Source organism: Nostoc sp. FACHB-892 (assembly GCF_014698795.1).
Classification (GTDB): domain Bacteria; phylum Cyanobacteriota; class Cyanobacteriia; order Cyanobacteriales; family Nostocaceae; genus Nostoc.
This window is the reverse complement of the sequence record NZ_JACJTR010000005.1, coordinates 17552-35382: the sequence shown is the minus strand read 5'-3', so window position 1 is coordinate 35382 and position 17831 is coordinate 17552. Positions and strand designations below refer to the sequence as shown.

Annotated in this window: 14 protein-coding genes; 5 read left to right on the top strand and 9 right to left on the bottom strand. The window is 41.1% G+C overall.

Annotated features, from left to right (window positions below; translation table 11 throughout):
* Positions 1–13: 13 nt before the first annotated feature.
* The 4 genes from H6G96_RS08665 to H6G96_RS08650 all read right to left on the bottom strand — a co-directional run bounded on the left by H6G96_RS08665 (position 14) and on the right by H6G96_RS08650 (position 4540).
* Positions 14–1081 (bottom strand): DUF2891 domain-containing protein, encoded by a 1068-nt coding sequence (locus H6G96_RS08665; protein WP_347242200.1) that lies wholly within the window; start codon positions 1079–1081, stop codon positions 14–16.
* 57 nt (positions 1082–1138) lie between these two features.
* Positions 1139–1372 (bottom strand): hypothetical protein, encoded by a 234-nt coding sequence (locus H6G96_RS08660; RefSeq protein WP_190911080.1) that lies wholly within the window; start codon positions 1370–1372, stop codon positions 1139–1141.
* A gap of 26 nt (positions 1373–1398) precedes the next feature.
* Complete coding sequence (locus H6G96_RS08655) at positions 1399–2985, bottom strand: B12-binding domain-containing radical SAM protein (protein WP_190911079.1); 1587 nt, start codon at positions 2983–2985, stop codon at positions 1399–1401.
* A gap of 571 nt (positions 2986–3556) precedes the next feature.
* Positions 3557–4540, bottom strand: coding sequence for a CHAD domain-containing protein (locus tag H6G96_RS08650; protein ID WP_190911078.1), 984 nt, complete (start codon positions 4538–4540; stop codon positions 3557–3559).
* 266 nt (positions 4541–4806) lie between these two features.
* Between H6G96_RS08650 and H6G96_RS08645 the strand changes: the two genes are divergently transcribed.
* On the top strand, positions 4807–5874 hold the full coding sequence (locus H6G96_RS08645) for a DUF3616 domain-containing protein (RefSeq protein ID WP_190911077.1): 1068 nt from the start codon (positions 4807–4809) through the stop codon (positions 5872–5874).
* A gap of 16 nt (positions 5875–5890) precedes the next feature.
* Here H6G96_RS08645 and H6G96_RS08640 read toward each other — a convergent pair whose 3' ends face one another.
* On the bottom strand, positions 5891–6295 hold the full coding sequence (locus H6G96_RS08640; protein ID WP_190911076.1) for an NIL domain-containing protein: 405 nt from the start codon (positions 6293–6295) through the stop codon (positions 5891–5893).
* Between the two features lie 193 nt (positions 6296–6488).
* Here H6G96_RS08640 and H6G96_RS08635 point away from each other — a divergent pair, with 193 nt between their 5' ends.
* Both H6G96_RS08635 and H6G96_RS08630 read left to right on the top strand, forming a co-directional pair.
* Positions 6489–9536, top strand: coding sequence for a response regulator (locus tag H6G96_RS08635; protein WP_190911075.1), 3048 nt, complete (start codon positions 6489–6491; stop codon positions 9534–9536).
* Positions 9508–9894 carry a response regulator gene (locus H6G96_RS08630; protein WP_190911074.1) on the top strand — a complete coding sequence of 129 codons (387 nt, stop codon included), beginning with the start codon at positions 9508–9510 and terminating at the stop codon, positions 9892–9894. Before H6G96_RS08635 ends, H6G96_RS08630 begins: the two co-directional genes overlap by 29 nt.
* Before the next feature lie 555 nt (positions 9895–10449).
* On the opposite strand, the gene H6G96_RS08625 is transcribed toward H6G96_RS08630, so the two are convergent.
* The 4 genes from H6G96_RS08625 to H6G96_RS08610 form a co-directional block, all read right to left on the bottom strand.
* Positions 10450–12225 carry a serine/threonine-protein kinase gene (locus H6G96_RS08625; RefSeq protein ID WP_190911073.1) on the bottom strand — a complete coding sequence of 592 codons (1776 nt, stop codon included), beginning with the start codon at positions 12223–12225 and terminating at the stop codon, positions 10450–10452.
* Positions 12226–12531: 306 nt separating this feature from the next.
* Positions 12532–12933 (bottom strand): type II toxin-antitoxin system VapC family toxin, encoded by a 402-nt coding sequence (locus H6G96_RS08620; protein WP_190911072.1) that lies wholly within the window; start codon positions 12931–12933, stop codon positions 12532–12534.
* Positions 12933–13169: a hypothetical protein gene (locus H6G96_RS08615; RefSeq protein ID WP_190911071.1), complete on the bottom strand. Its 237-nt coding sequence runs from the start codon at positions 13167–13169 to the stop codon at positions 12933–12935. Before H6G96_RS08615 ends, H6G96_RS08620 begins: the two co-directional genes overlap by 1 nt.
* A gap of 105 nt (positions 13170–13274) precedes the next feature.
* Complete coding sequence (locus tag H6G96_RS08610) at positions 13275–14828, bottom strand: GTP-binding protein (protein ID WP_190911070.1); 1554 nt, start codon at positions 14826–14828, stop codon at positions 13275–13277.
* 486 nt (positions 14829–15314) lie between these two features.
* Here H6G96_RS08610 and H6G96_RS08605 point away from each other — a divergent pair, with 486 nt between their 5' ends.
* Both H6G96_RS08605 and H6G96_RS08600 read left to right on the top strand, forming a co-directional pair.
* Positions 15315–17120: an ATP-binding protein gene (locus H6G96_RS08605; RefSeq protein WP_190911069.1), complete on the top strand. Its 1806-nt coding sequence runs from the start codon at positions 15315–15317 to the stop codon at positions 17118–17120.
* A gap of 131 nt (positions 17121–17251) precedes the next feature.
* Positions 17252–17776, top strand: a complete 525-nt coding sequence (locus H6G96_RS08600) for a DUF937 domain-containing protein (RefSeq protein WP_190911068.1) — start codon at positions 17252–17254, stop codon at positions 17774–17776.
* Positions 17777–17831: the final 55 nt, after the last annotated feature.

The window sequence follows — 17831 nt, the reverse complement described above, 5'->3', positions numbered from 1 at the left end:
TTGGGCATGGAGATTAACTAATTTGCCCTTGTAACCCACGATTCGTTAGGAGATAAACAGCAAAAGTACCTACCCAGTGACTAGCTGCATAATGTTCACTTACAATATCTGCTAATCCATGCTGACGATAGTGAAGGGCAGTAGAGCGAAGTGTTTCGATGCGGCGATCGCTATTTGCCAATCCAGAAATTATACCCTCAAGCATCCAAGCACGACTAAGATTAAGACCGTAGAAGTGGGCTTGCATATAATCTTTAGGATTATCTACTCCGGGTGGTTGTAACCAATTTGCTGAATTATCAATGGGTATTTGGGGAAGAAAATCAGTCAGCCAGTCAGTGAAAGCTTCTGTTGGCAGAACTCGCCGCATCAGGTCTGCTTCAGCAAGCCCAGGAGACAGAAAATCGTAGCCAAGCGGCTCGAATTGTAAGGAATAATTGCGATCGCTAAGATAAAATTGCCGTGCCTTGTTCTCTACTAACTGAATAAACTCAGCATTTTCGGTAATCCGTGCCCAATCTAGCATCAAACCAAGTGCAAAAGCTGTTTGGCTATGCATCCCTGTGCGATTTGGGAGTTTCAGTCCGTCAATCCAACGCTGTAAGTTACCTGCAATTAATTTTTCTAGCGGTTCCAATATAACCCGCCATTCTTTGGCTTGAGGATGATTCCACTCGTGAAGTTCGGCAGCCAGTTGTAAAAGCCATGCCACACCATAAGGAAATTCAAAAAACGGTAGCCGTTGAAAATGAGCAATTTCTCCTTGAATCTTCTCAGGTGTTAGGCTCTGTCCAAGTGCTTGCTTTGAGGCTGCATTAAAAGAGGCTTCAGGAAAGCGACGCATGAGACGTACCAGCAACCAGTGACCATGTACGGCTGAATGCCAATCTAAGCAACCATAAAAAGCAGGAGTCAATTCACGCGGTGGTTTTATATCCTCATCGCTATCAGCCCAATACAGACCACTGTTAGGATATTCCCGCTCGATACAATCCAGCACTAATTGAGCAAATTGTGCCGCAGTCGCTTCATTAATCTCTAAATTATCGGGTGGCATGGTCAGCCCTTTTAAAGAAGTCAAAAGTCAATAATTTTGAACCCCATAAATAAATTTAGGGGCTGCCTAGGCGCGGATAGCTCAATAAAAGCGTAGCGTTTTTAATGCAGACGAACGCATTAACATTGTATCGGGATGCATTGGCATTGCAGAGCGACGCATTAACATTGTATCGGGATGCATTGGCATTGCAGGGCGACGCATTAACATTGCATCGAGATGCATTGGCATTGTAGGGCGACGCATTAACATTGCATCGGGATGCATTGGCATTGCAGGGGAACGCATTAACATTGCATCGGGATACATTAGCATTGCGGGGTATTGCTAAATTTAATTCGCTACGAATTAACCATCACTTGTACTTCAGGTTTTACCTTAGCTTCTGCTTCCAGAAATTCAGCCACTTGAGCCTCAATTTCATCGCGGACAATTTGGCGATACTCCAAGAAATGCTCAATTTGGGCGCAAACAGCTAAGTAGCTACTCACCCCACCCGGATTATGTTGATACATGCTCCACAAGTTGCGCCAGAATTGCCAGCGCGTCTGACGACGTACACCCTGCCGCCAGCAAATAATTAGAAACGCTCGGAGTACTTTCCAGTTCAATGGTTTCTTAGCAGCTTTGCCCTTTTTGGGGTAGGTTGCTTCGCCCAAAAGCCGGAAGTGTTTGTATGTACGCTCCAAAAACCGTTCTGGCTCATACAAATCACAGAACGCCTGCACATATTCACGAGCGATGTCTTCTAACGGCCGAGTTGGGACAAAATTCATCAACGTAGTTTGGTTGATGTTGGCTGATTTATTGCGGAGTCGTCCTTCCTTTTCTAATCTATGCCAAAGCGCTGTATCTGGAAGTGCTTGCAACATACTGAATAAGGCGGTGGGTATTGCTGTTTGCTCAACAAACTTGACAATTCGTGCGCCTGCTCCGACTTTCTCGCCATCAAACCCAATGATAAAGCCTGCCATAACTCGCAACCCTGAGCGGGTAATCCTATTCACTGCCTCACTGAGTGAGTCTCTGGTATTCTGGTATTTCTGAGTAAAAGTGAGACTTTCTTCGTCGGGGGTTTCAATTCCCAGAAAAACGGCTCCAAAATTACACGCTACCATCAAATCCATCAGTTCTTGATCTTGGGCTAAATCAACTGAAGCCTCTGTGGCAAAGGAAAAGGGATAGTTATGTTCTACCATCCAAGGTAGAAGGGACTTCAAAAATAATTTGACATTCCGCTTATTACCGATGAAGTTGTCATCCACCATAAAAATACTGCGCCGCCAACCCAATTTATAGAGATAATCAAGTTCTGCTAATAGCTGTTCTGGGCTTTTGGTGCGGGGTTTACGGCCGTACAGCACAATAATGTCGCAAAATTCACACTGGAAAGGACATCCACGCGAAAATTGCACTGACATCTCCGCGTAGGCTTCAAACTCTAGCAAGTCAAAGCGAGGCGTTGGAGTGCTGGTTACATCTGGTTTTTCACCACCAGAGCGAAAAATGCCTGTGCGATCGCCCCGTGCGATCGCTGCTACAAATAAGGGTAGCGTAATTTCCCCTTCGTCTAATATTAAGTAATCTGCTCCGACGGATGTCATTTCATCTGGTAGCGCTGTCGGGAAGGGGCCACCCACAGCTACCCGTTTACCTCTTCGTTTTGCTTCTAATATCTGAGAGAGTAAATCTTCTTTTTGGACAATCATCGCCGACATAATCACCAAATCTGCCCAAGCCCACTCTTCTTCCGTACAGACACGGACATTTCGATCTACTAACTTATACTCCCACTCTTGAGGTAATATCGCAGCTACAGTCACCAAGCCTAAAGGCGGTAGCATTGCTTTACGGTCTAATAAAGCCAGTGTTTTTTCAAAAGACCAAAAACTTTTTGGAAAACGGGGGTATAAAAGTAAAACATTCATATTTGATGCTTATAAACCTTCATCTTAACTGCTGGTTGAGTTCACGTACAAGTTAGCCACTCTAATAACACACTCTAGAGAAGCTTTTGTATCTAGTAGCTGTAAACTCTACTATGACTGATTTAGAGAAAGTAATATTTTTTAAGGGCAATTATTACTGCTTTCAGGCTAGAGAGGACTCAAAATTGCTCAATGAGTGCAAGGAGTGCGATACGTTCTCTACGAGACGCTTTGCCAAGGGTGGGCTTTGCCTACGCGATTTTCAAAAATTTTCAAATATTTATCGGTAAAGGATTTAGCCAATATATGTTATTTTCAATACTATACAAGGTGTATTTGCACTTTCAAGCTATTTAGACGGGCTGCAACCCGTCCTTATTTATCAATGAAGGCATGAGGCAGAGGACTGCAAGAAAAAGATTTGGGGGCGTTACATATTAACGGGATGATTTCGTAACTTCTAAAATTCCCCCCTGCTTCCTCTGCCTCCCCTGTTTACCCCAGAACTATGGAGTTCTGCGGTTATTCCCAATGAATCGGCAAGCTCAGTCCGTCTAAACAGCAGGGTAGTTTACCCTATTACTCCTGAAAGCGGGTGCAGTATTGTTAAATGAAAGCTATGCTTAGTTTCAGCTTTCAGATACCGTTCTTGTAAGGGTTGCCACTTCTGCCACGACTGGTAGCGATTTTCAGTTAACAAAGTAGCGAGGGTAGGCAGTTCAGTCTGGATTTCTGACTTGAAGACATCTGTAAGCCAGTCAGTTAAGACAGCACTATCTTGCATCGTACCCAAAATTTCTTGGATATTTTTCACTTCTGTAAGATAAGCTACGTAAGACTCACCATATAAGTCAGTAAATAGCTCCATTTGGTAACGTAGACGTTTAGCTTCTTTTCGCAAGCTGTGAAGAAGTTCACCTTCTGTTGTCAACTGTTTTTCTATCTTTTCTGGTTTCCAGTTTTTCTGGATTTTCACTTCTGATTCAACAAATTCAGTGCCAACTAGCCAACCTGGATGCAATAAAAAGCTACTTACTTCTGGTAAAAGTAAATCTGGTAATACCTGCTGAATAGTAAAAGATGCCAAAGGTTGATAACTAGGCTTTTCCAACCACTTGTCTAATGCATCTTTTAGAGACTTATAAGATTCATCTTTTAACGTTTTTTGTACGCTTGATTGTACATCTTCGCGTTGTTTAGCTAATGCATTGAAAGCTCTTTTTAAAGATTCTTGCTCTTTGCAGGGTAAGTTTGGTTTGTAATTGTTTTCCAAACTTTCTTTAAGTACGTCTAAATCTCTCAGACTACCAAGACGACGGGCTATTTTACCAATATTTTTATCGTTAACTGGTTTCGGCAGATCCACCGCTAGCCCAAAGCTAGTTACAGTTGTTCGTAAGCGACGCATTCCCACTCGCATTTGGTGCAACGCTTCTGGATCTTCATCTTTCTTTACTGATTTTTCCCACTTCAAGGTTTTCTTAAAGTGTTTTTCAATCGCTTGATAGGCATAGTCCCCTAAAGTTTTTACCGTGAGTTGTGTGGCTAATTTCATAATTACTCTTAATGACTACCTCATGAAGTTATTGCATAATAGCATTAGTTAAAAAGTTGTATATCTTTTTGATATTTTTTATTGCATGATTATTATAATTATGCTTACAAAGATTATTAATTGTATCCTCTTATAGAAACATTGAATATCTATCAAAGGTCTAAGGAACAGTTCACCCTTGCGACCTTGTTAAAGATATTTATTATAATATTATAATATAAAATAATTTATTATGATAGCATTATTAATCTTTATGGAATAATAAAATGGCAAACTCAAATTTTCTCAATCAAGTTTTTTTGACTTTTGTAGATAATTTTAAAGAGCATAGAGAAGATTTATCAGCAGTGCTGCTAACCAACGATAAATATTTATGGTTGGGGTCAGATGAAACCTCGACTATTGAACGTCTATCTTTGGTTGATACTAATAAATTTACAGGCCATCAACAATTTAGAGTAGCAGAATTTATCGATTTACCTGCGCCAGAAGACCAAGAAATTGATATAGAAGGACTTGCTTATACAGATAATTACTTGTGGTTTGTTGGTTCTCATAGCTACAAACGTAAAAAAGCTAAACCCGATAAAACCGATGCACAAAACTTTAAAAGGTTGGCAAAAATTGAATCAGAACCCAACCGTTACCTCTTAGGACGGATTCCTTTGATAGACGGCAAGTTATTCTCATCTTGCCCACATCCCGAAAATCCAGATGTGCAATTAAATGCCGCAAAACTAGAGGTGACGACCCAGGGTAATTTGCTGATGACGGCTTTAGCAGATGATGCTCATTTAGGCTTATTTATCAAGGCTGAAATTGCGGGAAAAGATAACGGCTTTGATATTGAAGGAATAGCCATTAATCAAAAGCGTATTTTTTTGGGTTTGCGTGGCCCTGTATTGCGGGGTTGGGCTGTAATGCTAGAAATTGAGTTAGAAGATTCTAGCCCTGGAATTTTGAAATTACGGCAAATTGGAGAAGCAAAGGAGTTATATAAAAAGCATTTTCTCTGGTTAAATGGTTTGGGAATTCGGGATTTGCGTATAGATGGAAAAGATTTGTTGATTTTAGCTGGGCCAACGATGGATTTAGATGGGCCCGTACAAGTTTATCGCTGGAAAAATGGCGTTAACTTGCCAGAAGATGTTTTCAGCAATCCAGATTTTGTGCAAGATATTCCTTATGGAAATCGGGAAGATCATGCTGAGGGAATAACGCTGTTTCAAGAGGTAGGTGGTATGGCTTCGCTATTGGTAGTTTATGATTCTCCAGCAAAAACGAGGTTGGTGGGTGATAGTAGTGTAATTGCGGATGTGTTTAAACTGGAATAATATCAATTTTAAATTGTTAAAGGTTAGTGGAGATTGCTTGTACAGGACAGGTAGGGATACACTGTTCACAAACGATACAACGCGATCGCGTGAATGTCAGTTTGTATGTCTCTGGGTTAAGGGTGAGGGCTTCGGTAGGGCAAACCCCAGTACACAAACCACAGTGGACACACACATCCTCGTCGATCGCAATTTCGCCTAAAGTATAAGAAACGTTAACATGGCGCGATCGCATCCACTCGATCGCTGCATCTAATTGATCGATATCTCCCGATAGTTCCACTACCAGTTTGCCAATTTGATTTGGCGCAACTTGGGCACGGATAATATTGGCAGCGACATTGAACTCTTTGGCCAGGACGTAAGTGACTGGCATTTGCACAGCGCGTTTCGGGAAGGTGAGGGTTACTCGTTTTTTCACAGGTTTTAGTAGAGCCTTTTTTCTGTTGTAGCGTATTGGGAGTTTTATGACTCGAAAGATCATGACTCAGTTAGAGAGTGTAGGGATAGGGAATGGTGTGGTTTAATTATTTAAAAACCCTGTAATTTGTTTTGCAATTTATGTTTATTGCTTGTTGTCTGTTGTATACATTTTAACTTCTAAAGCTTTTAACATGAAATTTTTAGTTGTAGAAGATGACGAGTTAAATGCCTATGCACTTACCGCCGTTTTGACTAACCAAAACTATGCGGTTGAAGTTGCTACTGATGGTGATGCTGCTTGGGATTTGATTCAAGTTTACGATTATGATCTAATTCTCTTGGATGTAGGTTTGCCCAAGCTGGATGGCATTAGTCTTTGTCGTCAAATTCGGTCTAGTGGTCTACAAATGCCAATATTGTTATTGACAGGGCGCGATAGTAGTCATGAAAAAGCAACTGGGTTAGATGCAGGCGCAGATGACTATGTAGTTAAACCCTTTGAACAAGAAGAGTTAATTGCTCGGATTAGGGCCCTATTGCGTCGCAAAGGCGCAATCTCACAACCAATATTGGAGTATGGTAAGTTGCAGCTAAACCCTAGTAGCTGTGAAGTTATCTATGCTGGCAATCTGCTAACACTTACCCCAAAAGAGTTTGCTCTGTTAGAACTATTCTTGCGAAATAGTCACCGGGTGTTTAGCTGCGGCATGATCTTAGAACATCTTTGGTCTTATGAAGATACTCCACAAGAAGAAGCTGTTCGCACTCATATTAAAGGGTTACGGCAGAAACTCAAAGCTGTAGGAGCGCCCAGTGATTTAGTTGAAACAGTTTATGGTATTGGTTATCGTCTCAAACAACTGGAAGAGGGAGTAGGGAGTAGGGAGCAGGGAGTAGGGAATAAGGAGGAATTAGATTATGCAAAATCCCCGGTTCCAAATCTGAAATCACAGCAGCAAGCACTAATAGCAGTTGCAGAAATTTGGCAACGATTTCAAGGGCGGGTGGATGAGCAGGTGAAGGTAATAGAGCAAGCGATCGCAACTTTAAATCAAAATAGTTTAAATATTAAATTGCTCTCCCTTGCAGCCAAAGAAGCGCATACTTTAGCAGGATCTTTAGGTACTTTTGGCTTACCTCTTGGCTCAAAATTGGCACGTAATATCGAACTGCTATTGAGTTCTGGTAAAACCTTGAGTAAATCTGAGATTAGCAACCTTGAAAGTTGGGTAAAGTTATTGCGTCGAGAAATTGAGGGAAACGACGCAACGGAAATATCTGCATCACCACCAATTCCACAGGCATTAAAAACAGCGATGCAACCGTTGCAAAATGATCCTTATACACAAACTAAAATATTAGTTGTGGATGACGATCCCCAAATTCAGGCATTGTTGCAAACCTTACTTAGCCCTTGGGGACTCACAGCGATCGCTCTTGAAGATCCGCGTCAGTTATGGGAAACCTTGGAAGCGGTTGCCCCAGATATGCTGATTTTGGATGTGGAATTACCCTATACAAATGGTATAGAACTTTGCAAATTGGTACGCAATGATTCGCCGTGGAGTGAGTTACCCATCTTATTTCTCACTGTACATAGCGATGCCGAGATGGTAAATCAGGTGTTTAGTGTTGGTGCTGATGACTTTGTAAGCAAACCCATTGTTGGACCAGAACTAGTAACCCGAATCGTTAATCGCTTAGAACGGTTAAAATTGCGGCAGCGCGTGGCGCACGGGGACAGGGGTGTAGAGGAGAAGGGGGGTAGAAGGGCAAAGGGAGCAGGGGAAGCAGGGGAAGCAGGGGGAGCAGGGGAAGTAAATTCCTCCTCATCACTTAATTTGCAAGCGATCAACGAACTGGAATTGAGAGTAGCAGAGCGCACCGCCGAGTTAATTACCGTGAATAAACAGTTGCAGTCACAACTTGATGAACGTCAGCAGACACAGGAAGAACTACGGTTTTCTCAAGCTCGGTTTGCCCGGATTTTAGATATTGCTGATGATGCAATTATTTCCATCAACGGATTCCAAAGCATCACCTTGTTTAATCAAGGAGCAGAGAAAATTTTTGGCTACTCTGCCCAGGAAGTGATTGGACGGGGTCTTGATTTACTCTTACCGCAGCGCTTTTTCCAAGCGCATCGTCAACATGTGGCTGACTTTGGCCAATCTCCCAATGTTGCCCGCCGAATGGGAGAACGGCGTGAAATTTATGGTTGCCGCAAGGATGGCACTGAATTTCCTGCGGAGGCTTCCATCTCTAAAATAGATATGGGTAATGAAATATTTTATACAGTAATATTGCGAGATATAACAGAGCGCAAGCAAATTGAGCGAATGAAAGATGAATTTGTCTCTGTTGTTAGTCATGAACTCCGCACACCTCTAACTTCGATTCATGGCTCTCTAGGAATGCTAGCCAGTGGTTTACTAGCGACAGATTCAGAGCAGGGAAAACGCCTGCTGCAAATTGCTACTGATAGCAGCGAACGCTTAGTACGCTTAATCAACGACATCCTAGATATTGAACGGATCGAATCGGGTAAGGCGAAGATGGAACCAGAAATCTGCAATATCGTTGATCTGATCACTCAGGCAGTAAATGTCATGCAGCCTCTGGCTGATAAAGCCGGAATGACGCTATCCATTTCTCCCCTACCCGGCCAAGTATTGGCAGATTCCGATCGCATTGTCCAAACCTTAACCAATCTATTAAGCAACGCCATTAAATTTTCGTCTCCTGGATCTACGGTTTGGTTGGGGGCGCAACAACAAGGTGATGAAATTTTGTTAACAGTCAAAGACACCGGACGCGGTATCCCAACTGACAAACTTGAGAGTATCTTTGAGCGCTTTCAACAAGTTGACTCCTCAGATTCACGTAACCATGATGGTACTGGCTTGGGTTTGGCAATTTGTAGGAGCATTATGCAACAGCACGGTGGACGCATCTGGGCTGAAAGTACGTTGGGCGAAGGTAGCACTTTTTACGTCACTTTGCCGTTGTTTAGAACTGGACAAAATACTGATTTAGAAAATTCTTCCGACATTCCTGTAAGTTATAGTCATCACGAGCCAACTATAAATAGCGAACTAAGTTCAGATACCGAATTTTTGACCAAAGGGCGTGTTACCACCCACGAATTTGAACAAAGGGTGATGGAGTTACTTCAGCAAATTTCTTACAATCAACAAGAGGATAGGAGTGATGACAACAAAGCAAATTCTAGTGGTTGATAACGAGCAATATATCCAAGAAGTTGCCAAGATTTGCTTGGAAACAATCGCAGGCTGGAAAGTTGAGACAGCGAGTTCTGGTCAAGAGGGCATAATAAAAGCTGAGACTTGCCAACCAGATGCGATTTTACTAGATGTGATGATGCCAAATATGGATGGTATAGCTACCTTTGAAAAGTTACAAGAAAATCCCTTAACCAAAGCGATTCCGGTAATTTTCTTAACTGCCAAAATTCAGGCTTCCGATCGCCGTCGCTATAATCAAATGGGAATGATCAGTGCGATCGCTAAACCATTCAATCCTTTAGAATTAGCTACTGAAGTAGCAGTAGCATTGGGCTGGAGTCTGGAAAAGTAAGGGCGCACATCTGTGTGTTTCAAAGCTTGTTATATAAGTCAAAGCAAAGCAACCGAAAATAAATCGAACTGCGATCAACCTATTGTTATTTGTCCGATCGATCCCTCCTAATGAGTGGTGTGTTTTTCAAAGCATGACCTTCACAGAATTATCACAAACTCTCAAACATCTGGCAAGCCTTGTCAAGTCGCTTCTCTACGAGACGCTGCGTGAACGCTCCAATTAAAAATTAAAAATTATTAATTAAAAATTGCAAGACGGTAGGAGCGTCTTGTAGACCACTGAACCAAAGATTCAGTGGGGGCTTGTACCTCAAATTAATTAAAAATTATTATTATTCTTAATTTTTAACTTTTAACTTTTAATTAAAAAAAGGTCAAACTGAGAAGTTTTCGCCGTCATCCGCGAGATCCAAAGAAAGCTCAACCAAAATGAACTTACCTCTTGAACTTGACCCATGTTTCAACTGCTAAGATTCTAAACCAGAAAAAGCTGCAAAATAACACACCTTGAAAGGGCTAGTCCTAAAGTCTATGCATTTAAGAATTGCTGTAATTACCGAATATTCACCTCTTGCAAATAATTTCCTCCCTGGAGATATTCAATTTTAATAGCTGAGTTTTTAGAGACAAATAAATCTGTCTTTTTTGCAGAAGCTACCTTTTGATAATCAGTTCGCAGACGTTGCTTTTGAGTATACTCATTCAATTTGATTTGAGCTTGAGCATAAACTAAAGTATCGTTAGGAATATTTTGGAGGAATTTTATAGCCTGATCAAAATCACCAACAAATGCTTGTTTATAAGCTTTCTGTAAAAAGTAAGCTGCTCTGATTTGCCGCTTGCGATTGTACTCAGCCAACTTGTCTTGAACTAAAGCACCCGCACGACTTTCTTTAGGAATTTGACGCAGATACTGTAATGCAGCAGAAAAATCTTTTATTTCGGCGCTTTCATAAGCTTTTGCTAATAAATCTTGCGTCTGTGCTTCAATATTTACCGATGCTTGCTGAACTAGTTTATCTGTTTTAGATTGCCAATATAAAATATTTGGAATTTTAGCAACAGCATCAAGAACATCTGACCATTTACTTTCATTCAAAGCTGTTTGAGCTATTTGGTATTGCTGTGCAGCTATTTGCCATTGCTCTTGCCATTCTTCAATTGTGGCTTGCGCTTCTGGATAAACATTACTGTGAGAAGGAATTGATTTAACAAGTGCGATCGCTTCTTGCAAATCTCCTGCTTGATATTCTTTTGTAGCTTTAGATAAAGTTTCTGTTTCTGAGTATGCAGGTGCAGCATTAATTAAAGAACATACACCAAATCCCATCAATAAAGAATTAGCCGCCAGTCCTACTTTCATTCCTGTTAATAACGGCGATGATTGTCCAGATGTAGAATTTTGAGAATCATCATCTGCAACCGCCGCCTCTAGAGGAAATTGCTCATCTGCTTCTAATATTTGTGATGGCTGAGGTTCCCATATTATTTGTTTAAGTACCCGCAGTACCTCACTCGCAGACTGAAAGCGGTTTTGGTAATCGTAACGGATCATTTGGCTGAGAACAGCAGCTAAATAATCGTTCACTGGCGTGTTTTCAGAACGCCAAACAATTTCATTAGTATAAGGATCAGCTTTTAATTGTAGTGGTTCTAACCCAGTTAAAGCCTGGATGGCAATCATACCCAAAGCATAAATATCACTATTGGGCTGTGTTAGTCCAATAAATTGCTCTGGTGGTATATATCCTAATGAAGTGACGGGAATTCTATAAATGGGTAATTCCGCACCTATGCCAAAATCGATAGACTGGATTGAGCCAAAGTCAATCAGAACTAACTTGCGTAGGGGATCGCTATTACGTCTAATCAAGTTTTCCGGTTTGATATCGCAATGGATCACGCCTTGAGAGTGAACAAATTCTAGAATACCTAAGACATCTATCAGAAATTCTACAACTTCGCTTTCACTCCACAAAGCCCCCCACTGTTGAGCAATGGGTAATTCCGCAGCCAGCGCATGACCTTCTATTAGCTCTTGCACTAAATAAAATCGCTCGTTTTCTTCAAAGCAGGCGATAAACTCAGGAATCTGGTGATGGCTTCCCAAAAGCTTAAGGGTTTCAGTTTCAGTCAGAAACATTAACCTCAACATATCCAGGTAGCCTGATTCGGAACTGCTAACCTTGATCTGTTTAACAACGCATTTGGGATTCTCTGGATAATCTACATCTACAGCTATGTATGTTTGTCCAAACACCCCTGCACCGAGGCTTTGGACAATTTGGTAACGCCCTTGTAGTAATTTACCGATTATGTGGTGAGTCATGGCCTGGTTACTCAGTAGTCCTTTTATTTATTTTTCGGACATTTCCTCCTGTTTCCGGAATACTTTAGAAATAAATTGCTAGAGTTTTGATACTAGAATACAAGTTTAATTTTTAAGTATTTTTACGTAATTAAATATAATATTTTATTAAAATTTGTATCTTTAGCAAAAAATGAACATACACACGCTTAATTGTTGAGAATTAATATCCGTTTAGTAATTCTCAGAGTTAATTTTAGGAAAAATTAGCTAAGAAGATTGCATTATGTAAACCAACAGTATATTCGGCTAGCGACCACGATGTTTTTACCAAATAATACTTATTCCAGATGATATTATTTTTGCATCTCTAGTAATTAAAGGTAAACCCATATATTTTGCTGTTGCAGCAATAATCCTATCAGGCATGTCTGGAACAGTATCACGTGGTATCGTAGATAATGTATCAACAATTTCAGTTGTTAAGTTAACTAAAGCTAATCCACTACTTTCATTAGCTAATGCATTATCTAGCAGAAATTTCATATCTGCTGATATTCGTCTTCTTTCTTGCAAATAAACTATTTCAACTAAACAAATTGTTGGTATGTATATTATAATTTCACCCCTATCGCATTTGTCAAATGCTTCGTTTGCAGGAACACTAAGGTTTGGACTATCCTCTAAGTACCAAATCAGTGCATGAGTGTCTGTTACCAAATCAGACATTAAACATCCTCACGTGGGAAGTTTGTCCAAACTTGTTGCCGCATTTGTGCAATATCTGATTCAGAAACATTACTACCTCGCCACAATCCTCGTAACGACTTTCGCTGTTTCGGCTGAATATTTATTAATTCGCGTTCAATTTGGGGTGCAATTTGCTCGATTAGGCGAATTTTATCTATCAATGAAAGCTGTTTTATTAACTTTAATGCTTCTTCAAGAGTTACAGTTTGATGCATTGTTCTTTTCTCTTGACTAATTGCCAATAGTCTAGCACATTTATACAGTGTATGTTAATTAAATTTAATAAAAAAACAAAGCAAATTCTTTTAATTTTAACTCCTTTAACTATTAACTTCTTCATCGTGTTCAATTACTTCCGATTTATCTTGTAACGGTTTTACTACGCGTGCGATCGCTTCTTGAATAAAAGCCTTGATAAATTCATCTCTGCGATTAATTTGAAACTGTCGCTGCACAACTTCTGTCATTCCACCATCACCCCAATCTTGGTCATGACGAAAATATTCAATAAAACTTTTACCAGCAATTCGCGTTAAATAAGCTGCTGTCACACCTTGAATTGCTTTACCAATAATAAAAGTAGCAACATTGAGTTGCAAAGCTGTAGATAATAATTGAATCGCTCCTTTGACAATACCTAAACTGGCAAGGGTTTTTGCTAAAGAAAGGGCTAATTCTCGTCCCCGTTCCATATTCAATTCACAGCCATACACTCTACCAATTTCCACAACCATTTGAGCATTAACAGCAGCTGTTGCTAGCAAATCTACCACTGGAATAGGCGTAACAGATACCACACCAGCCCCAATCCACTGAAAGCGTTCTACAATTTTGTCAGCTTGACGACGACGCTGACCATCAATGAGTTTTCGCGCCTCGTCTCCCAATCGCAGAGATTGCAAAAGAATATTATCTGCAACTAAATCTTCACCCTCAGCCCGTAAAACAGCAGCTGTGCGCCGCAGCAAAGGAACAATATCGGGTTCTGGCTGGAAGGTTTCGCCAGTTTCTAGTTGTGCAGATTGGGGATTAGCAGCGATCGCCACCACATCATTAGTATTAATAAATCCCCGTACCCGTTGACGCAATCTAGCGAGAATGGCTTCTTTATCTTCATCTGTATATAAATCAGTTTTGTTAAGCACTAAGAGCGATCGCTTACCAATTTCTGCTAATCCCCGCAGTGGCTCATATTCTGAGCGTCGTAAGTCATTATCTACTACAAACAACAGTAAATCTGCTTCTGTCGCCAGTTCTCGCGCCATTTGTTCGCGTTCCGTTCCCGCCACCCCTGCTTCTAAAATCCCTGGCGTATCCGTAATTAAAATCTTGCGTTCTAATCCCTTCAACCGCAGACAATAAGTTTCTCCAACCTGGGTTGTACCCATCGGTGCATCGACTTGACCAACCATGCGTCCCATAATCGCATTAACTAGGGAAGTTTTGCCAGCACTCCCTGTACCAAATACCACTACTTGAATCTCACCCCGTGCCAAGTTAGCTTCAATCTCTCGTGATTTAGTTAATAAAGCTTGGCGTGCTACTTCATCTTGAATTTGCGCTACCTGTTGTCGTACAGCTTGGAGAGTTGTAGAAGCAGCATCAGATTTAGCAGCAGGAATTTGCGCCGCAGTTACTCGCTTCGGGTTGCGGCGCGATCGCTTTTCTCCAGATTGAATCACCAGTACATAATAGACAAAAGCGGCAACCAACGCTCCTATAAGGACAATCAGCAGCAATAGCAGCAAATTGCCCAGCAACGGCGAATAGGACAATTGCCAATAGAGGCGCGATAGGGAATCAATTAGCCATAGGGCTAGCCCCAAAATGACGATCAGACCAACAATCAGCGTTACTATGCGTGGCAGAGGCATGGTTGGGAAATATGAGTGGATATTCAGTAGGCAGATGCTTCTGATTTTAATAGTTTCAGCATTTTTTACCAGAGTAGCAAGAAGCAGCTTTTGTGAAATTTGAACCTTTGAGGGTGAAAGTTGAGGTTCTGGTACAATTTCACTTTAATAATCTTGTAAAGATAGAGCATTGCTGTACCCCTACAAAAAATCTGTATTTCAATACGGTTCAGTTAAGCCTTTTTGCTTTTCCTGCTCCCCAGTCACTGAGCGAAGCCGCACTTCGGCTTCGCTCAGTGACCACCTTCTCCCTGCTCTCTTCTGTAAACATTTAGCAGACAGATACTCCTAATATTCATAGTTTCAGTATTTTTAACCAGGATACAAAAAAGCTTCTTTTGATAAACTAAAAGCGCATTTTGTATCAAATGTGTTCTCCCTTGCGGCTGGATTTCTTGTTTTTGATGAAAAACCGCCTACTAAAAAAATTCAATAGCGAGTTATACCATGACTGCTACACCTAAATTAAGATACTTTAACTGGTTTAAACAAAGATTCCACCAGCTCAGTATTCGGCAAAAAATTTTTTGTGGGTACGGGCTGGCTTTGGGAGTTGCAGTTTTGGGAACAACGACAGGATTAGTAATAGGCGATCGCTATTTCCAACAAGCTAAACAACAGATGATCCTGGCAGATGAAGAAGGGAGCTTGTTAAGTAGTCTGCAAGGCGAACTGTTAGTAATACAGATCCACCAGCAAGAAATACTGCCTTCTTTGCAGCAACCGCAAGCGTTGCAAAGGGGAATTTCTGATTTTAAAACCGATATGGCAGATGCGGAAACGTTGCTTTTTCAGGCACAAGAATTTAGTCAAACCACTTCCCAAGAGGATTTACAAGCTCTGCTCACAAAGCATAACCGCCCAATAGCCACATATTTTGAACAACTAAAGTCGTTGATTCGGCAAATTTTGCCATTAACTTCACAGCCAGAGGGAGCTATAAAAGCACAGCAATTAATCTCAAAATTCAGTCAAAGTCAGGATGCTCTAAAGTTTTATCAATTTGCCCATGAGTTAACTGACTTTGCTAAAACAGTTCACGAACGTCAAGAGGAAGCTGATGTAGCCCAAGAAAAGGCTGCACTCATGCAAGCTCAGATTATTATTGGTAGTATGCTGCTGTCAGTGGCGATCGCTGCAATTCTGGCTTTCTACACAAGTAGAATTATTGCCCATCCCATTAACGCGGTGACGAATATCGCCAAAAGAGTTACCCAAGAAGCCAATTTTGACTTACAAGCGCCTGTAATTACCCAAGATGAAGTTGGAGCTTTAACTAGTTCCCTTAACCAGCTAATCCAACAGGTGAAGCACCTTTTAGAAGAACAACAAGCCGAGGCGCAAGTTCGCTTAATTCAGAGCGAAAAAATGTCTAGTTTAGGACGGATGTTGGCTGGTGTCGCTCACGAAATTAATAATCCTATAAATTTTATTTCTGGAAACCTCGTACACGCGAAAACCTATACTGAAGACCTGTTATCGCTACTACAAACATACAAAGCTGAAGTTCCTCATCCTTCCACTAATCTGCAAACTTTAATAGAAGAAATTGATTTGGAGTTTCTTGAAGTAGATTTGCCAAAACTCTTCAGCTCTATGACAATTGGTGCTGACCGTACACGAGAAATTGTCCGAAGTTTGAAAGATTTCTCTCGTTTAGATGATGGGGAAGCGCAGTTATTAGAGCTACACGCTTGTATAGATAGTACACTATTGATTCTGAACAATCGCCTGAAAAATAATATTAACCTTGTTCGCAGCTATGGAGAAATTCCCCCAATTCCAGGCTACACAGGTTTACTTTATCAGGTATTTATGAATCTTCTCAGCAATGCCATCGATGCTTTGGAGGAAAAATCGGCTGAGAACCCCGAATTTCTCCCTGAAATCACCATTACCACAGAATACTGGCAGAATAATTTGGTGATAGTACGAATTGCAGACAACGGCTCTGGTATTTCAGCAGAAAATCAGAAAAAGATATTTGAAACATTTTTTACAACTAAACCACGAGGCATTGGTACTGGTTTAGGGCTAGCGATCGCATATCAGATTGTGGTAGAAAAACATCAAGGTAAAATTACCTGCCAATCTGAGTTAAATCGAGGTACAGAGTTTGTATTGGCTCTGCCCACACTTCGACCCTATGACAAAGGTACTAACCTAGACTTCGCAAAAATCGAGCAAAGTCGAGATTCGCTCAGTACAAGTCAGGGCAACGCAAGCTCAGTGACCACCGCAGGTATCACTTAACCGATTTCTCATCCTTAAGTTAGTAGCTTTTGAAATTTTATTCGTTCATTATGAAGCTTGCATGTTCTAACTTTTAAGTAGATCAATAGCAATTTTGGCAAGCTTTTGAGAACAAAGAGAGAAACAAACTTATGGGACTTTTCGATCAAATTCTTGGTGCCGTTGCTAATCCCAATCAACAGGGCAGCTTAGGTCAACTCGGAGGTATTGTCAACAGTGTACAGCAGATGAGCGATCGCACTGGCACAAACCCTTCTACCATCCAATCAGTTTTATCTATTGTCGGTAGTCAAGTGCGTTCTGCTTTACAACAAAAGCAAGCCACAGATGGTAATCAAGCCGCACAAACTCTAGTTAATCAATATGCAGGTACTTCTCCTAACCCCCAAGCCGTCAATTCGCTGTTTTCTCCTCAGATACAACAACAGGTAGCTCAGGTTGCTGCCCAGCGCACTGGATTGGATGCAGGGATAGTTCAACAATTGCTGCCTTTAGCAGTACCTTTGGTACTTAATTTTTTGAAATCAGGTGCGAATGTTCAGAATCCCCAAGCTGGCGGGAATTCTGTACTGAATTCTTTTTTGGATGCTGACGGCGATGGTGATGTCGATATCGCTGATGCCATCCAAATGGCTAGTCGGCATATGCAACGTTAATACTTTTTAACTCTCGCTCTCTACTCCCTTAAACATCGGCAGTTAGGCCTTGCTA

Coding starts and splice junctions, on each gene's coding strand:
- H6G96_RS08660 (WP_190911080.1), bottom strand. CDS start 1,372: ATGCTAATGTATCCCGATGCAATGTTAATGCGTTCCCCTGCAATGCCA.
- H6G96_RS08655 (WP_190911079.1), bottom strand. CDS start 2,985: ATGAATGTTTTACTTTTATACCCCCGTTTTCCAAAAAGTTTTTGGTCT.
- H6G96_RS08650 (WP_190911078.1), bottom strand. CDS start 4,540: ATGAAATTAGCCACACAACTCACGGTAAAAACTTTAGGGGACTATGCC.
- H6G96_RS08645 (WP_190911077.1), top strand. CDS start 4,807: ATGGCAAACTCAAATTTTCTCAATCAAGTTTTTTTGACTTTTGTAGAT.
- H6G96_RS08635 (WP_190911075.1), top strand. CDS start 6,489: ATGAAATTTTTAGTTGTAGAAGATGACGAGTTAAATGCCTATGCACTT.
- H6G96_RS08630 (WP_190911074.1), top strand. CDS start 9,508: ATGACAACAAAGCAAATTCTAGTGGTTGATAACGAGCAATATATCCAA.
- H6G96_RS08625 (WP_190911073.1), bottom strand. CDS start 12,225: ATGACTCACCACATAATCGGTAAATTACTACAAGGGCGTTACCAAATT.
- H6G96_RS08620 (WP_190911072.1), bottom strand. CDS start 12,933: ATGTCTGATTTGGTAACAGACACTCATGCACTGATTTGGTACTTAGAG.
- H6G96_RS08615 (WP_190911071.1), bottom strand. CDS start 13,169: ATGCATCAAACTGTAACTCTTGAAGAAGCATTAAAGTTAATAAAACAG.
- H6G96_RS08610 (WP_190911070.1), bottom strand. CDS start 14,828: ATGCCTCTGCCACGCATAGTAACGCTGATTGTTGGTCTGATCGTCATT.
- H6G96_RS08605 (WP_190911069.1), top strand. CDS start 15,315: ATGACTGCTACACCTAAATTAAGATACTTTAACTGGTTTAAACAAAGA.
- H6G96_RS08600 (WP_190911068.1), top strand. CDS start 17,252: ATGGGACTTTTCGATCAAATTCTTGGTGCCGTTGCTAATCCCAATCAA.